At 72.2% G+C, this 17,840-nt stretch carries 17 protein-coding genes; 11 read left to right on the top strand and 6 right to left on the bottom strand.

Annotated features, from left to right (window positions below; all coding sequences use genetic code 11):
- The first annotated feature begins 5 nt into the window (after window positions 1-5).
- The 6 genes from IE252_RS13680 to IE252_RS13655 all read left to right on the top strand — a co-directional run bounded on the left by IE252_RS13680 (window position 6) and on the right by IE252_RS13655 (window position 5,968).
- On the top strand, window positions 6-992 hold the full coding sequence (locus tag IE252_RS13680; RefSeq protein WP_190089639.1) for a helix-turn-helix transcriptional regulator: 987 nt from the start codon (window positions 6-8) through the stop codon (window positions 990-992).
- Between the two features lie 6 nt (window positions 993-998).
- The gene (locus tag IE252_RS13675; protein WP_067154877.1) at window positions 999-1,271 is read left to right on the top strand and encodes a CpXC domain-containing protein; all 273 of its coding nucleotides are present in this window, start codon (window positions 999-1,001) and stop codon (window positions 1,269-1,271) included.
- Between the two features lie 9 nt (window positions 1,272-1,280).
- Window positions 1,281-1,478, top strand: coding sequence for a hypothetical protein (locus IE252_RS13670; RefSeq protein ID WP_190089638.1), 198 nt, complete (start codon window positions 1,281-1,283; stop codon window positions 1,476-1,478).
- Between the two features lie 210 nt (window positions 1,479-1,688).
- A complete protein-coding gene (gene tatA / locus IE252_RS13665) occupies window positions 1,689-1,970 on the top strand; it encodes a Sec-independent protein translocase subunit TatA (RefSeq protein ID WP_101387495.1) in 282 nt (93 codons plus the stop codon).
- Between the two features lie 62 nt (window positions 1,971-2,032).
- On the top strand, window positions 2,033-2,989 hold the full coding sequence (gene tatC / locus IE252_RS13660) for a twin-arginine translocase subunit TatC (protein ID WP_190089637.1): 957 nt from the start codon (window positions 2,033-2,035) through the stop codon (window positions 2,987-2,989).
- Between the two features lie 144 nt (window positions 2,990-3,133).
- Window positions 3,134-5,968 (top strand): DEAD/DEAH box helicase, encoded by a 2,835-nt coding sequence (locus IE252_RS13655; RefSeq protein ID WP_190089636.1) that lies wholly within the window; start codon window positions 3,134-3,136, stop codon window positions 5,966-5,968.
- A 79-nt stretch (window positions 5,969-6,047) separates the two neighbouring features.
- Here IE252_RS13655 and IE252_RS13650 read toward each other — a convergent pair whose 3' ends face one another.
- The gene (locus tag IE252_RS13650) at window positions 6,048-6,887 is read right to left on the bottom strand and encodes a siderophore-interacting protein (RefSeq protein WP_190089635.1); all 840 of its coding nucleotides are present in this window, start codon (window positions 6,885-6,887) and stop codon (window positions 6,048-6,050) included.
- A 123-nt stretch (window positions 6,888-7,010) separates the two neighbouring features.
- Entirely contained in the window at window positions 7,011-7,919 is a 909-nt protein-coding gene (locus tag IE252_RS13645) for a 5'-3' exonuclease (protein WP_190089820.1), read from the bottom strand.
- A 277-nt stretch (window positions 7,920-8,196) separates the two neighbouring features.
- Between IE252_RS13645 and IE252_RS13640 the strand changes: the two genes are divergently transcribed.
- From IE252_RS13640 to IE252_RS13625, 4 genes are all read left to right on the top strand, one after another.
- Window positions 8,197-9,261 carry a quaternary amine ABC transporter ATP-binding protein gene (locus IE252_RS13640; protein ID WP_229848322.1) on the top strand — a complete coding sequence of 355 codons (1,065 nt, stop codon included), beginning with the start codon at window positions 8,197-8,199 and terminating at the stop codon, window positions 9,259-9,261.
- Window positions 9,254-11,050 carry an ABC transporter permease/substrate binding protein gene (locus IE252_RS13635; RefSeq protein WP_190089633.1) on the top strand — a complete coding sequence of 599 codons (1,797 nt, stop codon included), beginning with the start codon at window positions 9,254-9,256 and terminating at the stop codon, window positions 11,048-11,050. The genes IE252_RS13640 and IE252_RS13635 overlap by 8 nt, the downstream gene beginning before the upstream one ends.
- 212 nt (window positions 11,051-11,262) lie before the next feature.
- The gene (locus IE252_RS13630) at window positions 11,263-11,814 is read left to right on the top strand and encodes a helix-turn-helix domain-containing protein (protein WP_190089632.1); all 552 of its coding nucleotides are present in this window, start codon (window positions 11,263-11,265) and stop codon (window positions 11,812-11,814) included.
- Window positions 11,814-12,554 (top strand): helical backbone metal receptor, encoded by a 741-nt coding sequence (locus IE252_RS13625; protein ID WP_190089631.1) that lies wholly within the window; start codon window positions 11,814-11,816, stop codon window positions 12,552-12,554. The genes IE252_RS13630 and IE252_RS13625 overlap by 1 nt, the downstream gene beginning before the upstream one ends.
- On the opposite strand, the gene IE252_RS13620 is transcribed toward IE252_RS13625, so the two are convergent.
- A complete protein-coding gene (locus IE252_RS13620; RefSeq protein WP_190089630.1) occupies window positions 12,523-13,620 on the bottom strand; it encodes a TDT family transporter in 1,098 nt (365 codons plus the stop codon). The genes IE252_RS13625 and IE252_RS13620 overlap by 32 nt on opposite strands.
- Window positions 13,621-13,690: 70 nt before the next feature.
- Here IE252_RS13620 and IE252_RS13615 point away from each other — a divergent pair, with 70 nt between their 5' ends.
- Window positions 13,691-14,635 carry a LysR family transcriptional regulator gene (locus IE252_RS13615; protein WP_229848320.1) on the top strand — a complete coding sequence of 315 codons (945 nt, stop codon included), beginning with the start codon at window positions 13,691-13,693 and terminating at the stop codon, window positions 14,633-14,635.
- Between the two features lie 27 nt (window positions 14,636-14,662).
- On the opposite strand, the gene IE252_RS13610 is transcribed toward IE252_RS13615, so the two are convergent.
- From IE252_RS13610 to IE252_RS13600, 3 genes are all read right to left on the bottom strand, one after another.
- A complete protein-coding gene (locus tag IE252_RS13610) occupies window positions 14,663-15,367 on the bottom strand; it encodes a gamma-glutamyl-gamma-aminobutyrate hydrolase family protein (protein WP_190089629.1) in 705 nt (234 codons plus the stop codon).
- A 31-nt stretch (window positions 15,368-15,398) separates the two neighbouring features.
- Entirely contained in the window at window positions 15,399-16,853 is a 1,455-nt protein-coding gene (gene eat, locus IE252_RS13605) for an ethanolamine permease (RefSeq protein ID WP_190089628.1), read from the bottom strand.
- 187 nt (window positions 16,854-17,040) lie between these two features.
- On the bottom strand, window positions 17,041-17,766 hold the full coding sequence (locus IE252_RS13600; protein ID WP_190089627.1) for a FadR/GntR family transcriptional regulator: 726 nt from the start codon (window positions 17,764-17,766) through the stop codon (window positions 17,041-17,043).
- Window positions 17,767-17,840: the final 74 nt, after the last annotated feature.

Genomic DNA, 17,840 nt, shown 5'->3' with positions numbered 1-17,840 from the left:
ACGACATGGCTGCCAACGCCATCGACCAGACGCGGCGGATGCTCTCCCTCGTCACCTATCTGCGCGAGCGGCCCGGGGCGCACGTCGCCGACGTGGCCCGCGCCTTCGGGATCACCGAGGACGAGCTGATCTCGGACCTCGACGTGCTGCCCATGTGCGGGACCAGCTTCCGCGGCGGCGACCTGCTCGACATCGACACCGACGGTGACCGCATCTGGTGGCGCAATCCCGGCGCCCTGGGCGCCGAGGCGGCCGAGCCGCTGCGGATCGCCGCCGACGAGGCGACCGCGCTGCTCGTCGCGGCCCGCGCGGTGGCGACGCTGCCGGGCCTGCGCGAGGGCGACCGCCAGGCGCTGCTGCGCGCCACCGCCAAGCTGGAGGCGGCGGCCGGGGAGGCCGCGGGCGCCAGCTCCCGGCTCTCGGTGACCTTCGAGTCGGAGGGCGGGGTCTTCGCGGACGTCGACCGGGCGATCTCGGAGCGGCGCCGGCTGTGGGTGCGCTACTACTCGCCCGCGCGAGACGAGCTCACCGAGCGCGAGGTCGACCCGATCCGGCTCTTCGCCGTCGGCCACACCTATATGGAGGCGTGGTGCCGGCTCTCGGAGGCGCGGCGCACCTTCCGGCTCGACCGGGTGGCCGAGATCCGACTGCTCGACGAGCCGGCCGCGCCGCCGGAGCTGGAGCTGCGGGATCTCTCCGAGGGGCTGGTGCAGCCCGCCGCCGAGGACCCGGAAGTGGTCGTCGAGGTGGGGCCCGGCGGGCGCTGGGTCGCTGAGTACTACCCCCACGACAGCGCCGAGGAGCTGGCGGACGGGGGCCTGCGGATCACCCTGCGCACCCCGGAGCCCGCCTCGCTGCGCCGTCTCGCGCTGCGTCTCGGCCGCGACGGCCGGATCGTGGCCCCCGACGAACTGGCCGAAAGTGCCCGCAGCGCGGCCCTGGCGGCGCTGGCGGCGTACGAAGAGCCGAGCGCGCAGGACGGACAGAGCTGAGGAGATATGCGGAACATGTCGGTGATGCCCGGTATTTCCCGTCAGGTGGCCGCGGTCCAGTCGGTGCTCTTCAAGGCCGCCTGCCCGGACTGCCGGGCCCGCTTCGAACTGGCCGCGGGGGCGCTGCGCCTGGCCATCGGCGCCAGCCGCCGTACCACCTTCTACTCCTTCACCTGCCCCGAGTGCGGCTCCGCCGTGCGCAAGCCGGCCGGTGAGCGCATCGTCGAACTCCTCACCGGCGGAGGGGTCCGCACCCTCCGCCTCCACTCCAGCGTCTAGGGTCCGCTCATGTTCTGGCCGATGACCGCCATCGCCCTCGGGTTCCTCTCGATCTCCGTCCTCGGTGTCCTCGCGATCAAGGTGTTCGTCGAGGCGCAGCGGCTCGGCCGCCAAGTGGCCGACACCACAAGGAAGATCAACAGCGCTGCCGAGGAGCTCGAACGGGCCGCCGTCGAACTCTCGGCCACCGGCGAGACCTTGCGGTGACGGTGGGGACTCCTGTGTGTCCGTCCCTTTAGGTACGCTTCAATGCGCGGACCACGAAGCGAGGCGGTGGGCCGTGCCGGGGAGTACGCACGGGGATTGCCCGGTGTTCACCCCTGCGCGTTACGATCGCTGCACGCAACCGGTCGGACACCAGTCCAACCGGGACCACGCAGCCCCACCCACGTCGCCTCGGTGAGAAGGTAAAAGCTTATGTTCGGAAGGCTCGGCGCCCCCGAGATCATTCTCATCCTCGTCGTCATCGTCCTGCTGTTCGGCGCGAAGAAGCTTCCGGACATGGCGCGCTCGCTCGGCAAGTCCGCGCGCATCCTGAAGAGCGAGGCGAAGGCGATGAAGGCCGAGGGGCAGCAGACCGCCCCCGCCGACCCGCCGCACCCGGGCGAGCAGCCCCCGGCGCAGCGCACCATCCAGTCGGCCCCCGGCGACGTCAGCAGCTCGCGTCCCGTCACCGAGCCGACCGACTCCACCCGCTGACACCTGGGCCGAAGCAGGCGCTGATCACCAAGGTGCCCTGCCGCACGAGATGAGGACGTGGGTTGCTGAAGTCTGCCCGCAAACAGCAGAGGGACCCGGAGGGGCGGATGCCCCTCTCGGACCACCTCCGTGAGCTGCGCAACCGGCTCGCGAAGGCGGTCCTCGCGATCCTTGTCTGCGCCGTGGTGGCGGCGTTCTACTACAAGGACATCGTCGACCTGATCATCAAGCCGGTCAGGGAGTCCGTCGGCTGCAAGGAAGCCTTCGACACGCTGTCCCAGAAGGACAGCAAGGACCACTGCGGCAACGTCACCATGTCCGGCCTCATGTCGCCGTTCACGTTGATGATCAAGACGTCCCTGGTGGCGGGCGTCGTCGGGGCCAGCCCGATCTGGCTCTACCAGCTCTGGGCGTTCGTCGCCCCGGGCCTGCACCGCAACGAGAAGAAGTACTCGCTGGGCTTCGTCGCGGCGGGCGTCCCGCTCTTCGTGGCCGGCGGCTGGTTCTCGTACCACGTCCTGCCCGCTGCGGCGAAGGTGCTCCTGGAGTTCACCCCCGACGGCGCGCTCAACCTGCTCCCGCTGAACGAGCTCATCGACCTCGTGCTGCGGATGATCGTGGTCTTCGGCCTCTCCTTCGAGCTGCCGCTCTTCCTGATCATGCTCAACTTCGGCGGAGTGATCACCGGCCGCCGGATGCTGGGCTGGTGGCGCGGCATGATCATGGGCGTCACGGTCTTCGCGGCCTTCGCGACGCCGACCGTCGACCCCATGTCGATGCTGCTGCTCGCCGCCCCGATCGTGGTGCTCTACTTCATCGCCGTCGGTATCGCGATGCTCAACGACAAGCGGCGCCGCGCGGCCCGCGAGGCGGGCCCCGCCGACGACGAGGCCTCCGACCTCGACCTGACGCCCGCGGACATCGGCGAGATCGAGCCGGTCACCGCGCCGTCCCTGCCCGAGCAGGCCGACGGCGGCCGCTCCGGCAGCCGGGTCAACGGCTACGACGACGTCACCTGATCCCACGCCGTTGAAGCGGCCGGGGCGCGCACGGCGCGCACCCGGCCGCTTCCGCGTTCCCGGCCGCCCCGCACTCCGTCCAGGCCCCCGTCCCGATAAAGATCGCGACCTCTGTCAGAGGCGGCGGGTAGGCTCGAAGACAAGATGACAGAGGACCTCTCACCAGCCGAAGCGTACGCAGCTGCCCGGCTCCGCGCCGCCGAGCAGGCCACCGCGCTCGCACCCTTCCGCGACCTGTACGACTTCGCTCTGGACCCCTTCCAGATCGAGGCGTGCCAGGCACTCGAAGCCGGCAAGGGTGTGCTCGTGGCCGCCCCGACCGGCTCCGGCAAGACGATCGTCGGCGAGTTCGCCGTGCACCTGGCCCTGGAGCAGGGCCGCAAGTGCTTCTACACCACGCCGATCAAGGCGCTCTCCAACCAGAAGTACGCCGACCTGGTCAGACGCTACGGCGCGGACAAGGTCGGCCTGCTCACCGGGGACAACAGCGTCAACTCCGAGGCGCCGGTGGTCGTGATGACCACCGAGGTGCTCCGCAACATGCTCTACGCGGGCTCCCAGTCGCTCCTCGGCCTCGGCTACGTGGTCATGGACGAGGTGCACTACCTCTCCGACCGCTTCCGGGGCGCCGTCTGGGAAGAGGTGATCATCCACCTGCCCGAGTCGGTGACGCTGGTGTCGCTGTCGGCGACCGTCTCCAACGCGGAGGAGTTCGGCGACTGGCTGGACACCGTGCGCGGCGACACCGAAGTGATCGTCTCCGAGGACCGCCCGGTCCCGCTCTGGCAGCACGTGCTGGCCGGCCGGCGGATGTACGACCTCTTCGAGGAGTCCACCGACCACGGCGGCCGCGGCGGCGCGCGCCGCGAGGTCAACCCGGACCTGCTGCGCATGGCCCGGATGGAGAACCAGAAGACGTACAACCCGCGCGACCGCAGGCGCGGCAAGATGGTGCGCGAGGCCGACCGCGAGCGCGAGCGCCGCCAGCGCTCCCGGATCTGGACGCCGGGCCGCCCCGAGGTCATCGAACGGCTGGACGCCGAGGGCCTGTTGCCCGCCATCACGTTCATCTTCAGCCGGGCCGCCTGCGAGGCCGCCGTCCAGCAGTGCATGTACGCGGGCCTGCGCCTCAACGACGAGGAGGCGCGCCACAAGGTGCGCGAGATCGTCGAGGAGCGCACCGCCTCCATCCCCGGCGAGGACCTGCACGTCCTCGGGTACTACGAGTGGCTGGAGGGCCTGGAGCGGGGCATCGCGGCCCACCACGCGGGCATGCTGCCGACCTTCAAGGAGGTCGTGGAGGAGCTGTTCGTCCGCGGCCTGGTGAAGGCGGTCTTCGCCACCGAGACGCTCGCCCTGGGCATCAACATGCCCGCCAGGACGGTGATCCTGGAGAAGCTGGTGAAGTGGAACGGCGAACAGCACGCCGACATCACCCCCGGTGAGTACACCCAGCTGACCGGCCGCGCCGGGCGCCGCGGCATCGACGTCGAGGGCCACGCCGTGGTGCTCTGGCAGCGCGGCATGGACCCGGGCGCGCTGGCGGGCCTCGCCGGCACGCGTACGTATCCGCTGCGCTCCAGCTTCAAGCCGTCGTACAACATGGCGGTGAACCTGGTCGAGCAGTTCGGCCGGCACCGCTCGCGCGAGCTCCTGGAAACCTCCTTCGCGCAGTTCCAGGCGGACAAGTCCGTCGTCGGCATCTCCCGCCAGGTGCAGCGTAACGAGGAGGGCCTGGAGGGCTACCAGGAGGGCATGAGCTGCCACTTGGGGGACTTCGAGGAGTACGCGCGACTGCGCCGCGACCTCAAGGACCGCGAGACGGAGCTCGCCAAGCAGGGCGCCAGCCAGCGGCGGGCCGCCGCGGCCGCGTCCCTGGAGAGGCTCAAGCCGGGCGACGTGATCCACGTGCCGACCGGGAAGTTCGCCGGGCTCGCGCTCGTGCTGGACCCGGGCATCCCGGCCGGGCGCTCCAACGGCCACCGCGGCTTCGACCAGCACGACGGGCCGCGCCCGCTGGTGCTGACCGCCGAGCGGCAGGTCAAGCGGCTCGCCTCGATCGACTTCCCGGTGCCGGTGGAGGCGATCGAGCGGATGAGGATCCCCAAGTCCTTCAACGCGCGCTCGCCCCAGTCCCGTCGCGACCTCGCCTCCGCGTTGCGCACCAAGGCGGGCCACATCGTGCCCGACCGGCACCGCAGGGGCCGCGCCGAGGCCGCCGACGACCGCGAGATCGCCCGGCTCCGCGCCGAGCTGCGCGCCCACCCGTGCCACGGCTGCGACGAGCGCGAGGACCACGCGCGCTGGGCCGAGCGGTACTACCGGCTCAAGCGCGACACCCAGCAGCTGGAGCGCCGCATCGAGGGGCGGACCAACACGATCGCCCGCACCTTCGACCGGATCGTGGCGCTCCTGACCGAGCTGGACTATCTGCGCGACGACGAGGTCACCGAGCACGGCCGCCGCCTGGCCCGGCTCTACGGCGAGCTGGACCTGCTGGCCAGCGAGTGCCTGCGCGCGGGCGTCTGGGAGGGCCTGAGCCCGGCCGAACTGGCCGCGTGCGTCTCGGCGTTGGTGTACGAGGCGCGCCAGTCCGACGACGCCGTGGCGTCGAAGACGCCCTCGGGCGCGGCCAAGGCGGCGCTCGGCGAGATGGTCCGCATCTGGGGCCGGCTCGACGCGCTGGAGGAGGACCACAAGATCAACCAGGCGGAGGGCGTCGGCCAGCGCGAGCCCGACCTCGGCTTCGCCTGGGCGGCCTTCCAGTGGGCCTCGGGCCAGGGCCTGGACGAGGTGCTGCGCGAGGCGGACATGCCCGCGGGCGACTTCGTCCGCTGGTGCAAGCAGGTCATCGACGTCCTCGGCCAGATCGCCGCGGCGGCCCCCGGCTCCTCGGCGGGCAGCACGGTCGCCAAGAACGCCCGCAAGGCGGTGGACGCGCTGCTGCGGGGTGTCGTGGCTTACAGCTCGGTGGGCTGACGCGACGGGCGCGTACGGATGCGGGAGGCCCCCGCCGGTTGCTACCGGCGGGGGCCTCGCACTCTGCCGCGGCGTCCCGCTACGCCGCCTCCTGCTCCCGTTCCACCTGCTCGTTCCACTCGCGCTTGACCGCGCGCCAGGCCTCGTCGGTCTGGCCCAGGCGCCAGTAGCCGGAGATGGAGAGGCGGTCGCGGGGGATCTCGCGGTCCAGGCGCAGATGGCGGCGGAGGTCCTTGACGAAGGCCGCCTCGCCGTGGACGAAGGCGTGGACGTCGCCCTCGGGGAACGTGAGCTCCCGCACCGCCGCGATCAGTTGGTCGCCGACCGGGGCGTCGCCGCGGTGCAGCCAGGTCACCTCGACGCCGTCGGGAGCGAGGATCTTCTGCTCCTCCTCCGGGCCGGGGACCTCCACGAACGCGTGGACCACCGCGCCCTCGGGCAGCTGCTCAAGGGCGGCCGCGATCGCCGGGAGGGCGCTCTCGTCGCCCACCAGGAGGTGCCAGTCGGCGGCCGGGTCCGGAGCGTACCCGCCGCCGGGGCCGGAGAGCCGGATGACGTCGCCGACCTGGGCGCGGGCGGCCCACGGTCCGGCCAGGCCCTCGTCGCCGTGGACCACGAAGTCGATGGTCAGCTCGTCCCGCTCGGCGTCCCAGGCCCGGACCGTGTACGTCCGGTTGCTCGGCCACTGGTCGCGCGGGAACTCGGTGCGCACCCGCTCCAGGTCGAACGGCTCGGGGTAGGTCACCCCGGGCGCCGGGAAGAGCAGCTTCACATAGTGGTCGGTGTACTCGCCGACGGCGAAGCCGCTCGCCGCCGCGCCCCCCAGGACCAGCCGGACCATGTGCTCAGTGATCCACTCCGTACGCACCACGCGTGTCTCGTGGGCCCGGGGGCCCTTGCGGGCCGGTCGTTCTGCCACAGCGTTTCTCCCCTGATGTGTGCCGGACCGTCCGCCCGGCGCGCTGAACCGTCTGCTCTTCTTAGGTTTGCCTAAGTTAGCATCCCGGCCCTTTGGGCTCACCCCTTCACCGGCCCTGGGGCCCTAGCGCCCCAGGGTGCCAAGGAGCCGGGTCAGCGAGCTTCCCAGGCCCCACCGCTGCGCCAGTTCGTCCACCGTCTCCGGGTGCAGCGCCTCGGCCGGGAGCGCCGGGTCGAACGCGGGCAGCGGCACGTCGAGCGCCACCCGGACCACCTTCGGGGCCACGTCGAGATACTCGGCGGCCTCGATGATGCCCCGGCGCTTGGCCGGGGTGAGGCGGGAGGTGCGGTCCCCGGCCGCCGTGCGCACCCCGGCCAGATCGCCGTACTCCGTGATCAGCTGCGCGGCCGTCTTCTCGCCGATGCCCTTCACGCCCGGCAGGCCGTCGCTGGCGTCGCCGCGCAGGGCCGCGAAGTCCGCGTACTGATCGGCCCGGACCCCGTACTTCGTACGGATCAGGTCCTCGTCGATCGCGTCGCAGTCGCCGACGCCCTTGCGCGGGTAGAGGACCCGCACGCCGCGCCCGTCGTCGACCAGCTGGAACAGGTCGCGGTCGCCCGTGACGATGTCCACCGGGCCCGGGGCCGCGGCGGCCAGGGTGCCGATCACGTCGTCCGCCTCGTACCCCGCCACCCCCACCCGGGCGATGCCCAGCGCGTCCAGGACCGCCTCGATCACCGGGACCTGCGGGGCCAGCGTGTCCGGGACCTCCTCCTCGTCCGGGACGCCGTCGGCCGTCTCCACCGCGACCCGGTGCGCCTTGTACGACGGGATCAGCTCGACGCGCCAGTGCGGGCGCCAGTCCGCGTCCATGCAGGCCACCAGGTCGTCCGGGTGGTGGTCCTGGACCAGGCGGGTGATGAAGTCCAGCAGGCCGCGCACGGCGTTGACCGGGGTGCCGTCCGGGGCCCGGACCGTGTCGGGGACCCCGAAATAGGCCCGGAAGTACAGGGAAGCGGTGTCGAGGAGCATCAGGCGTCGCGTCACACCCCGATGATGCCGCACCCCACTGACAGCCACCGCGCGGCGACAGCCGTCGGCCGCCCCGGTCACTGTGCGTGGCAGTGAACTGGGTCACCTTCGCGTTTGCTCCTGGTAAAGCCGGGCAGGCGCGGCGCCGGAGCGGACCCTCGTATCGGTTTCAACGACTACGGCACCGCATACACAGGGCGACGGACCGAATCCGCGCCGCTCCACGGCCCGCCCGCGGGGGATGCGGGCCGTTCTCAGCTCTATCCGTGAGGTTTATGTGTCCACGCTGCAAGCCGAGCAGCTCTACAAGGTGTTCGGCAGACGACCCGACGACGCGGTGCGCAGGCTCGAAGGCGGCGCCGACCGCGACGAGCTGCGGGCCGACGGGACGACCGCGGCGGTGATCGACGCGTCGTTCACGGTCGAGCCCGGCGAGATCTTCGTCGTCATGGGTCTGTCCGGGTCCGGAAAGTCCACGCTGCTGCGGATGCTCAACGGGCTCCTGGAGCCCACCTCCGGACGGGTGCTCTACGACGGCCAGGACCTGACCGGCCTGAGCCCGCGCGAGCTGCGTGCCGTCCGCTCCACCAAGATCAGCATGGTGTTCCAGCACTTCGCGCTCTTCCCGCACCGCAGCGTCCTGGAGAACGCCGCGTACGGCCTGGAGGTCCAGGGCGTGCCGCGCGCCGAGCGCGAGAAGCGCGCCGCCGAGGCCCTGGAGCTCACCGGGCTCGCGGGCTGGGGCGACTCCTGGCCGGACGAGCTCTCCGGCGGCATGCAGCAGCGCGTGGGCCTGGCCCGGGCGCTCGCCACCGACGCCGACCTGCTCCTCATGGACGAGTCGTTCAGCGCGCTCGACCCGCTGATCCGGCGCGACATGCAGGACCAGCTCCTCGAACTCCAGAAGCGCCTGAAGAAGACCATCGTGTTCATCACCCACGACCTCAACGAGGCCATGCGGCTCGGCGACTCCATCGCCGTGATGCGCGACGGGCGGATCGTCCAGCTCGGCAGCGCCGAGGACATCCTCCTGACGCCCGCCAACGACTACGTCGCCTCGTTCATCCAGGACGTCGACCGCTCCCGCGTGCTCACCGCCCTGTCCGTAATGACCGAGCCGCACCGCCCCGACGCCGGGAGCTGCGACTGCGAGAGCGTGAGCGCCGACACCAGCGTCGCGGACCTGTGTGCCGTCGCCGCGCGCGTGCCGCACCCCGTGGCCGTCAAGGACAGCGACGGCTCGCTGCTCGGCGTCGTCCCGCAGGAGCGGCTGATCGCCTTCCTCGGGGACGACCAGCGCGGGCCGGTCGCCTGCTCGATGCAGGAGGTGGCCCGTGCCTAGGCTCCCCCTCGGCGAGTGGGTGGACAGCGCCGTCACCTTCCTCCAGAACCACCTCTCCTGGCTGTTCGACGCCATCACCAAGGTCGTCAACGGCATGTACGACGGCATCGACGCCGTCCTTTCCGCACCCCACCCGCTGCTCTTCGCGGGCATCCTCGCCGTCGTCGCCTGGTGGCTGCGCGGCCTGGTCGCCGGGGTGCTCGCCTTCGGCGGGTTCGCGCTGATCGACTCGATCGAGCTGTGGGACGAGGCGATGTCGACGCTGTCGCTGGTCCTCGTGGCGACCGTCGTCACGCTGGTCCTCGCGGTGCCGCTGGGCATCTGGTCGTCCCGGTCCAAGACCGTGAGCGCGATCAGCCGCCCGGTCCTGGACTTCATGCAGACCATGCCCGCCATGGTCTATCTGATCCCCGGCATCATCTTCTTCGGCGTCGGCGTGGTCCCCGGCATCATCGCCACCATCGTCTTCTCGCTGCCCCCGGGCGTGCGCATGACGGAGCTCGGCATCCGCCAGGTCGACCCCGAACTGGTCGAGGCGGCCGAGGCGTTCGGCACCACCCCGCGCAACACGCTGCTCCGGGTCCAGCTCCCGCTGGCGCTGCCCACCATCATGGCGGGCGTCAACCAGGTCATCATGCTGGGCCTGTCCATGGTCGTCATCGCGGGCATGGTCGGCGGCGGCGGCCTCGGTGGCGCGGTCTACCGGGCCATCGGCAACGTCGACATCGGCCTGGGCTTCGAGGCCGGCGTCTCCATCGTCATCCTCGCCATGTACCTCGACCGGATGACCGGCGCGCTGGGCCGCCAGGTCTCGCCGGTCGGCCGACGGGCGCTGGCCCGCGCCAGGACCTCCGGCGCCAAGCTCTGGAACCACCGCCCGCAGCCCGCCGTCGCGGTCGTCGGCGTGGTCGTCCTCGCGCTCGTGGCCGGCGGCATGGGTATGTTCGGCTCCTCGTCGACGGCCACCGCCTCCGGCGCCGACAACGTCGGCAAGGGCAAGAAGGTCTCCGTGGGCTACATCCCCTGGGACGAGGGCATCGCCTCCACCTTCCTCTGGAAGGAACTGCTGGAGCGGCGCGGCTACAAGGTCGACACCAAGCAGTACGAGGCGGGCGCGCTCTACACCGGTATGGCGGGCGGCCAGATCGACTTCGAGACGGACTCCTGGCTCCCGGTCACCCACGCCACGTACTGGCAGAAGTACCACGACAAGCTGGAGGACCTGGGCTCCTGGTACGGCCCGACCTCGCTGGAGCTGAGCGTGCCCTCGTACATGAAGGGCATCGACTCGCTGGAGGACCTCAAGGGCAAGTCCGGCCAGTTCAAGGGCCGGATCATCGGCATCGAGCCGAGCGCCGGAATGATGGGCCTGCTCAAGGACAAGGTCTTGAAGGAGTACGGCCTGGACGGCGAGTACAAGGTCGTCGACGGCTCGACGCCGTCCATGCTGGCCGAGCTCAAGCGCGCGTACGCCAAGAAGGAGCCGATCGCGGTCACGCTCTGGTCGCCGCACTGGGCGTACAGCACGTACGACCTGAAGAAGCTCAAGGACCCCAAGGGCACCTGGGGCAAGGGCGACGGCGTGCACACGCTTGCCCGGAAGGGCTTCTCCGGCGACAACCCCAAGGTGGGCGAGTGGCTGAAGAACTTCAAGATGACCGAGCAGCAGCTCACCGGTCTCGAAGCGAAGATCCAGTCGACCGGCAAGGGCAAGGAGCAGCAGGCGGTCCGCGCCTGGCTGGACGACAACCCGGGCCTCGCGGACAAGTGGACGCCCGTCGGCAAGTAGCCGCCTAGGCACAACGGGCGATTGATTTCAGCCGCCCGCACACGGATGGGGCCCCGCCGGACACCGGCGGGGCCCCATCCGTGCAGGTATGCCCAGGGGGCCGTGCGGGCACTCTTCTTCCACGCGATGGTGCCCCGGGGCGCCGAAGCTGCGTAGGGTGCAGGCAGTGCGGCGGCCGCAGGGGTCCAGGTGACGGGGAGGGAGCCGGAGAGATGGACGACAAGGAAACTCTTCGGGTGGGAGTCGCGGTGCGGCGGCTCCGCCGCGAGCTGGGGCTGACGCTCGCCGCGGTCGCGCAGCGCAGCGGCCTCTCGGTGCCGTTCCTGAGCCAGATCGAGAACGAACGGGCCCGCCCCAGCGCCCGCTCCCTCGCGCGCGTGGCCGACGCCCTGGGCACCACCGTCCCCGAGCTGTACGACGCCGCCGACACCGCGCGTACGGTCGAGGTCGCCCGCGCCGACGACAGCGACGGCGGCGGGGTGCGCCAGCTGCTGCGCGGCCACCACCAGCTGCACGCGATGGAGTTCACCGGCGAGCACGACACCGCGCGCGAGTTCCAGCACCGCAACGACGAGTTGATGTACGTGGCCGACGGCGCCGCCGAGGTCGAGGCGGAGGGCCGGGCCTACCGGCTCGAACGCGGCGACACGCTGTGCCTGTCCGGCGGGGTGCGCCACCGCTGGCGCGCGGCCGTGCCCGGCACCCGGATCCTGCTCGTCGCGGTCGCCGACCACATCGAGGCGATCGAGGAGACCCGCCACTGATGGTGTCGCCCGCGACCGGTCCCCGGGTGGTCTCGCTGGTGCCCTCGCTCACCGAGGCGGTGGCGGCCACGGCCCCCGGGCTGGTCGTCGGCGCCACCGACTGGTGCACCCACCCGCCGGACCTCGCGGCGGTACGGATCGGGGGCACCAAGAACCCCGACACGGACGCGATCGCCGCGCTGCGCCCCGATCTGGTGATCGCCAACGAGGAGGAGAACCGGGAGCCGGACCTGGCCGCCCTGCGCGCGGCGGGTCTGGAGGTCCTGGTCACCGAGGTCCGCGACCTGGACCAGGCGTTCGCCGAGCTGGACCGGGTCCTGGTGGACGCCTGCGGACTGCTCCGGCCCCGATGGCTCGACGAGGCGCGCGAGGCCTGGGAGAACGTGGTGGCACCGCCCGAGCCGGTCGCCGCCGTGGTGCCCGTGTGGCGCCGCCCCTGGATGGTGCTCGGCCGCGACACCTTCGCGGGCGACCTGCTGGCCCGGCTCGGGGTGCGCAATGTGTACGCGGAGCACGCCGAGCGCTATCCGCGCGTCCCCCTGGACGAGCTGAGGGCCGCCGGGGCGGACCTGGTGGTCCTCCCCGACGAGCCCTACCGCTTCACCGCCGACGACGGCCCGGAGGCGTTTCCGCACCTCCGGGCCGCGCTCGTCGATGGGCGCATGCTCACCTGGTACGGGCCGTCGCTGGCGGCGGCCCCGGCCGCGCTCAGCGGGGCGCTGCGAGCAGCTTGCCGCTGACCAGGCCGCGTACGGTGTGGGCGCCCGCCACCAGCCAGGCGGCGGCGAGCAGCGCGTACAGGCCGTAGGCGAGCCAGGTGAAGGCGTCCAGGCCGGTGTGGTGGGCCAGGCCCTCGGCGCCGGTGACACAGGTGCCGACAGGGAAGGTGAACGCCCACCAGGTCATCGCGAAGGGCATCCCGGAGCGGACCGCGCGCACCACCATGGCGGTGGCCAGGGCCAGCCACATCAGGGCGAAGCCCATCACGGGCACGCCGTAGATGACGGCGAAGGCGCTCAGCCCGCCCGCGTAGGTGGTGTCGATCGAGCCGGGGGCCACGTCGGCGAGCTTGTTCACGGCGGTGGTGGACTGGCCGAGGGGGCCGAGCACCAGGAACAGGGCGGGGGTCAGGGCCAGGGGCAGGGGGCCCTGGTGGACGAGCCGGGCGAAGACCAGGGGCAGCAGCACCATGACGGCGAGCAGGCTCATGCCGAACATCGCGTACGAGGCGAGCAGCATCGCCTCACGGGGCTGGCCGGCGGGGAGGTGGGGGACCAGGAGCGCGCCGAGGGTCGCGGAGACCATGGGGGCCACCACGGGCAGCAGCCAGACGGGGGAGGCGGTGCCGGGGGCGACCTGGTGGCGGACCACCATCAGGTAGGGGATGCCCACGGCGACGACCAGGCCGGTCGCGGTGCCTATGCCGTACAGCACCCAGGCCAGCGGGACCGCCGCGCCCTCGCCGATGACGTCCTTGCCGACGGTGAGGGTGCCGATGCCGACGGCCAGGAACGCCATCGACATACAGCCGTAGAAGGGGGCCACGCCCGGGTCCATGAGGTGGGCGCGGGCCTGGTCGCGGTGGTGGCGCCAGTGGGCGGCGCGGGCGGCGACGAGGACGGTGAGCATGGCCAGCGACAGGGCCCACACCGCCTGCAGTCCCGGCACCCGGAACGGCAGTCCGGCGCCCGCGTTGGCGACGATCGCGGTGCCCATGACCGTGGCGTACCAGTTGGGACCGAGGTGCCGCAGGGGTTCGAAGCGCGCGGCGAGCGCGTGGGCGCGGGGGTGGGTGACGGTGACCATGTATCCACCTTCGCGCCGGTACGAGGGGGTCGCCAGACCGAACCTTCCTATGAGGACATAAGCTGGGCTTATGAGCATGAGCAGTGCGGAGGACACCGGTCCGCTGTCGAGGCGGGTGCCCGATCTGAGCGCGATGGAGCTGCTGATCGGGGTCGCCCGGCACGGCAGCCTCGGGCGCGCCGCGCGCGACCTGGGCATCACCCAGCCTGCCGCGAGCAGCCGCATCCGCTCGATGGAGCGCCACCTCGGCGTCGCCCTCGTCGACCGCTCGCCGCGCGGCTCCAAGCTGACCGCCGAGGGTGCGCTGGTGACGGACTGGGCGCGGCGGGTGGTGGAGGCGGCCGAGGCGTTCGACGTGGGCGTGCAGGCGCTGCGCGGGCAGCGGGACTCGCGGCTGCGGGTGGCGGCGAGCATGACCATCGCCGAGTACCTGCTGCCCGGCTGGCTGATCGCGCTGCGCGGCGAACGCCCGGGCACCGCCGTCTCGTTGCTCGCCGGGAACTCGGCGTTCGTGGCCGAGCGGCTGCTCTCCGACGAGGCGGACCTCGGGTTCGTGGAGGGCCTGGCCGTACCGTCCGGGCTCGACGGGGCCGTGATCGGCCACGACCGGCTCGTGGTGGTCACCGCGCCCTCCCACCCGTGGGCCCGGCGCCGCGCCCCGATCGGCGCGGCCGAACTGGCCGCGACCCCGCTGATCCTGCGAGAGGAGGGCTCGGGCACCCGGCAGGTCCTGGACGCGGCGCTGGCGGCCGAGGGCGGGGTGGCCCGGCCGCTCCTGGAGCTCGCCTCCACCACGGCCGTGAAGGCGGCGGTGGTGAGCGGCGCGGGCCCCTCGGTCCTGAGCGAACTCGCCCTGGGGGAGGAGCTGGCGGGCCGCCGCCTGGTCCGCATCCCGCTGGAGGAGGGCCTGCGGCTGCGCCGCGACCTGCGCGCGGTGTGGCGCACGGCCCATCGCCCCACGGGCCCGGCCCGCGACCTGCTGTCGCTGACGCGGTCGGGGCCGGGGACGGGCTGAGGCCGCCATCGGTGGCGGCCGCGCGGCTCAGGACACCGACACCGGAGTCCGGGCCCGCGCCGCCTCCACCAGCGCCCGCATCACCTTGGTGTCCTCACCCATCTCCGGGTGCCACTGGACGCCCAGCACCCAGGCCTCGCCCGGCAGTTCGACCGCCTCGACGGTCCCGTCCTCGGCGCGGGCCGACACCACCAGGCCCTCCGCGAGGCGGTCCACCGCCTGGTGGTGGTAGGTCGGCACGGACGCCTCGTACGGCTCGATGCCCGCGTAGCGCGTGCCGGGCACCGGGCGCACGGTGTGACGGCCGACGACGCCGTGGCCGCCGGTGTGCCCGTCCAGGTGCTGCACCAGCGTGCCGCCGAGCGCCACGTTCAGGAGCTGCATCCCCCGGCAGATGCCGAGCAGCGGCGTCCCGGACGCCAACGCGGCCTCGATCAGGGCGGTTTCCCAGGCGTCCCGCTCCGGTGCGGGCGGCCCGGTCCTGGCGTCGCGGTCGGCCCCGTACCGTACCGGCTCCACATCCGGGCCGCCCGCGATGACCACGCCGTCGAGCCGGGCCACCACCTCCGCGGCCGTCTCCGGGTCGTCCGGCGGCAGCATCGCGGTGAGCCCGCCCGCGGCCTTGACCAGGCGCGGGTAGTACGCGGGCAGCAGGGCGGCGGGCCAGTCCCACACCCCCCAGCGCACCGAGCTCTCCCAATACGTACTGACACCGATCAGTGGCCGTCCCACGTGTTCTCCCTCTCCTTCGGCAGTCGGACCCTCACTCGCGCTCCAGCTCGGCCTCCGCCGCCGCGAGCGCCGCGAACTCCTCCTCGGGGGCCCGGGCGACCAGGTGCTTGCGGCTGTAGAGGCCGAAGTACCCGACGGCGACCGCGTACACCCCGAGCGCGATCAGCGCCGCCACCACGTCCACCAGGAACGTGGCCACCAGCGCCGTGCACGCGAGGACCAGCGCGACCGAGGAGGTCAGCGCTCCTCCCGGCGTACGGTACGGCCGCTCCAGGTCCGGCTCGCGGCGGCGCAGCACGATGTGGGAGAGCGACATCAGTGCGTACGACACGGTCGCGCCGAACACCGCGGCGTTCAGCATCCGCGCCCCGTCGCCGGTCGCGGCCGCCAGCGAGAAGGCGATCGCGCCGGGCACGAGCAGGCCCAGGTAGGGCGCCTTGCGGCGGCTGGTCAGGGACAGGAAGCGGGGCAGATAGCCCGCCCGGGACAGGGCGAAGAGCTGGCGCGAGCCCGCGTAGATCAGCGAGAAGAACGACGCCACCAGGCCCGCCAGGCCCGCGTAGTTGACGATCCGGCTCAGCGCCGTGGCCTTGCCGTCCGGCTGGAGCGCCTCCACCAGCGGGTTGCCCGCCTCCTGGATCGCGGCCGAGCCGCGCGCGCCCGCCGAGGCGAAGAAGGTGAGCAGGGCGAGCACCACCAGGATGCCCATGGACCAGCGGATCGCCTTGGGGAGCGTACGGGCGGGGTCGCGGGTCTCCTCGGCGGCCAGCGGCACGCCCTCCACGCCGAGGAAGAACCACATGCCGAACGGGAACGCCGCCCAGATGCCCATCACGCCCATCGGCAGCCAGGAGCTCGCGCCGAACGCGTCCTTGTGGACGGCGATGTCGTCGAGCTTGGAGGCGTCGAAGTCGAGGAACGCGCCGACCGCGAAGACCAGCAGGGCCGCCACCGCGACACCCGTGACGACGAAGCTGAACCGCAGCGCCTCGCCGACGCCCCACAGGTGGATGCCGATGAAGACGACGAAGCAGGCGAGGTAGACCGGCCAGCCGGAGGTGAGGCCGAACAGGCCCAGGGACTCCACGTAGTCGCCGATGAAGATGGAGATCGCGGCGGGGGCGAGCACGTACTCGATGAGGATGGCCGTACCGGTCAGGAAGCCGCCCCAGGGGCCGAGCGCGCGCCGGGCGAAGCCGTAGCCGCCGCCCGCCGTGGGCAGGACGGAGGAGAGCTCGGCGAGCGAGAAGACCATGCAGACGTACATCAGGCCCATCAGGGCCATGGCGATCGCGAGGCCGCCGAAGCCGCCCTCGGCGAGGCCGAAGTTCCAGCCGGAGTAGTCGCCGGAGACGACGTACGCCACGCCGAGCCCGGTCAGCAGCAGCCAGCCGGCGCTGCCGCGGCGGAGCGTACGGCGCTCCAGGTAGTCGTCCGCCGGTTCGGCGGCGGGGGGCTTGGCGGATTCCGTGGACTCGATGGTCATGACGCGGCTCCCGGCAGCGGGGGTCAATGGACTGGGGGCATACCTTTGCGGGGAAGTCGACCGGAAATCAAGCCCCTTGCGTTACGTCGAGGTAAACGGGGGCGCCCCATCAGGGGAGCGGGGCTGTGACACTTTGCGGCTCCGCCGCGTGGGCGCGAGCAACCACGCACGGTCCGCAGCCGCACGGCTACGTCAAGAACCCCCGCAACAGCGCCGCCGTACCGGCGCAATGCTCCCGCATCATCTCCCGCGCCCCGTCCGCGTCCCCGTCGAGCACCGCCTCGACCAACGCGGTGTGCTGCCGCTGGGAGTGCTCCAAGTTCCTGACCAGCAGCGGGATGCCGTCCAGCAGATCGTTCACGGTCGCCCGCACGGCGGCGTACTGCGCGGTCAGCGTCGGTGAGCCGGAGAGCTCGGCGAGGGTCAGGTGCAGCAGGGTGTCCAGGCGTCGGTAGTCGGTCAGCGGCGCGTCGTGCGTGCGGGCCAGCGCGTCCCGCAGCCGGTCGGCCTGCTCGTCGGTGAGGCCGTGCGCCGCGCACAGCCCGGCCGCGCCCACCTCCAGGACCTCGCGGAAGCGCAGCACGTCCTCCACGTCGACCCCGGCCACCCGGCGCCGCAGCTCGTCCTCCCCGGGCGATTCGGCCCTGGGCAGCACGAACGTACCGCCGTAGCGGCCGCGCCGCGCCTCCACCAGGCCCTGGTCGGTCAGCACCTTGAGGACCTCGCGCAGCGTCACCCGGCTGATGCCGAGCCGCTCGGCCAACTCCCGCTCCGACGGCAGCCGTTCGCCACCGGGCACCAGGCCCAGGCGTACGACCTGGAGGATCTGCTCCAGCGCCTCCTCGAAGCCGTTGCCGGCCCGTACGGTCCGCAGTACCGGCGCGAGCCGGTCCGAGGAATCCGGTTGCGACATCTGGCCGCACCCCCTTCCCAAGCAATGGTTCTCGGCAATACCTTATGGGCTCTCGGCTGACCGAAGGAGGCTTT

Origin of the sequence: Streptomyces melanogenes (assembly GCF_014649795.1) — a bacterium.
Taxonomy (GTDB): domain Bacteria; phylum Actinomycetota; class Actinomycetes; order Streptomycetales; family Streptomycetaceae; genus Streptomyces; species Streptomyces noboritoensis.
Note: the sequence above shows the minus strand (reverse complement) of the source record. Positions and strands in the feature narration are given on the sequence as shown.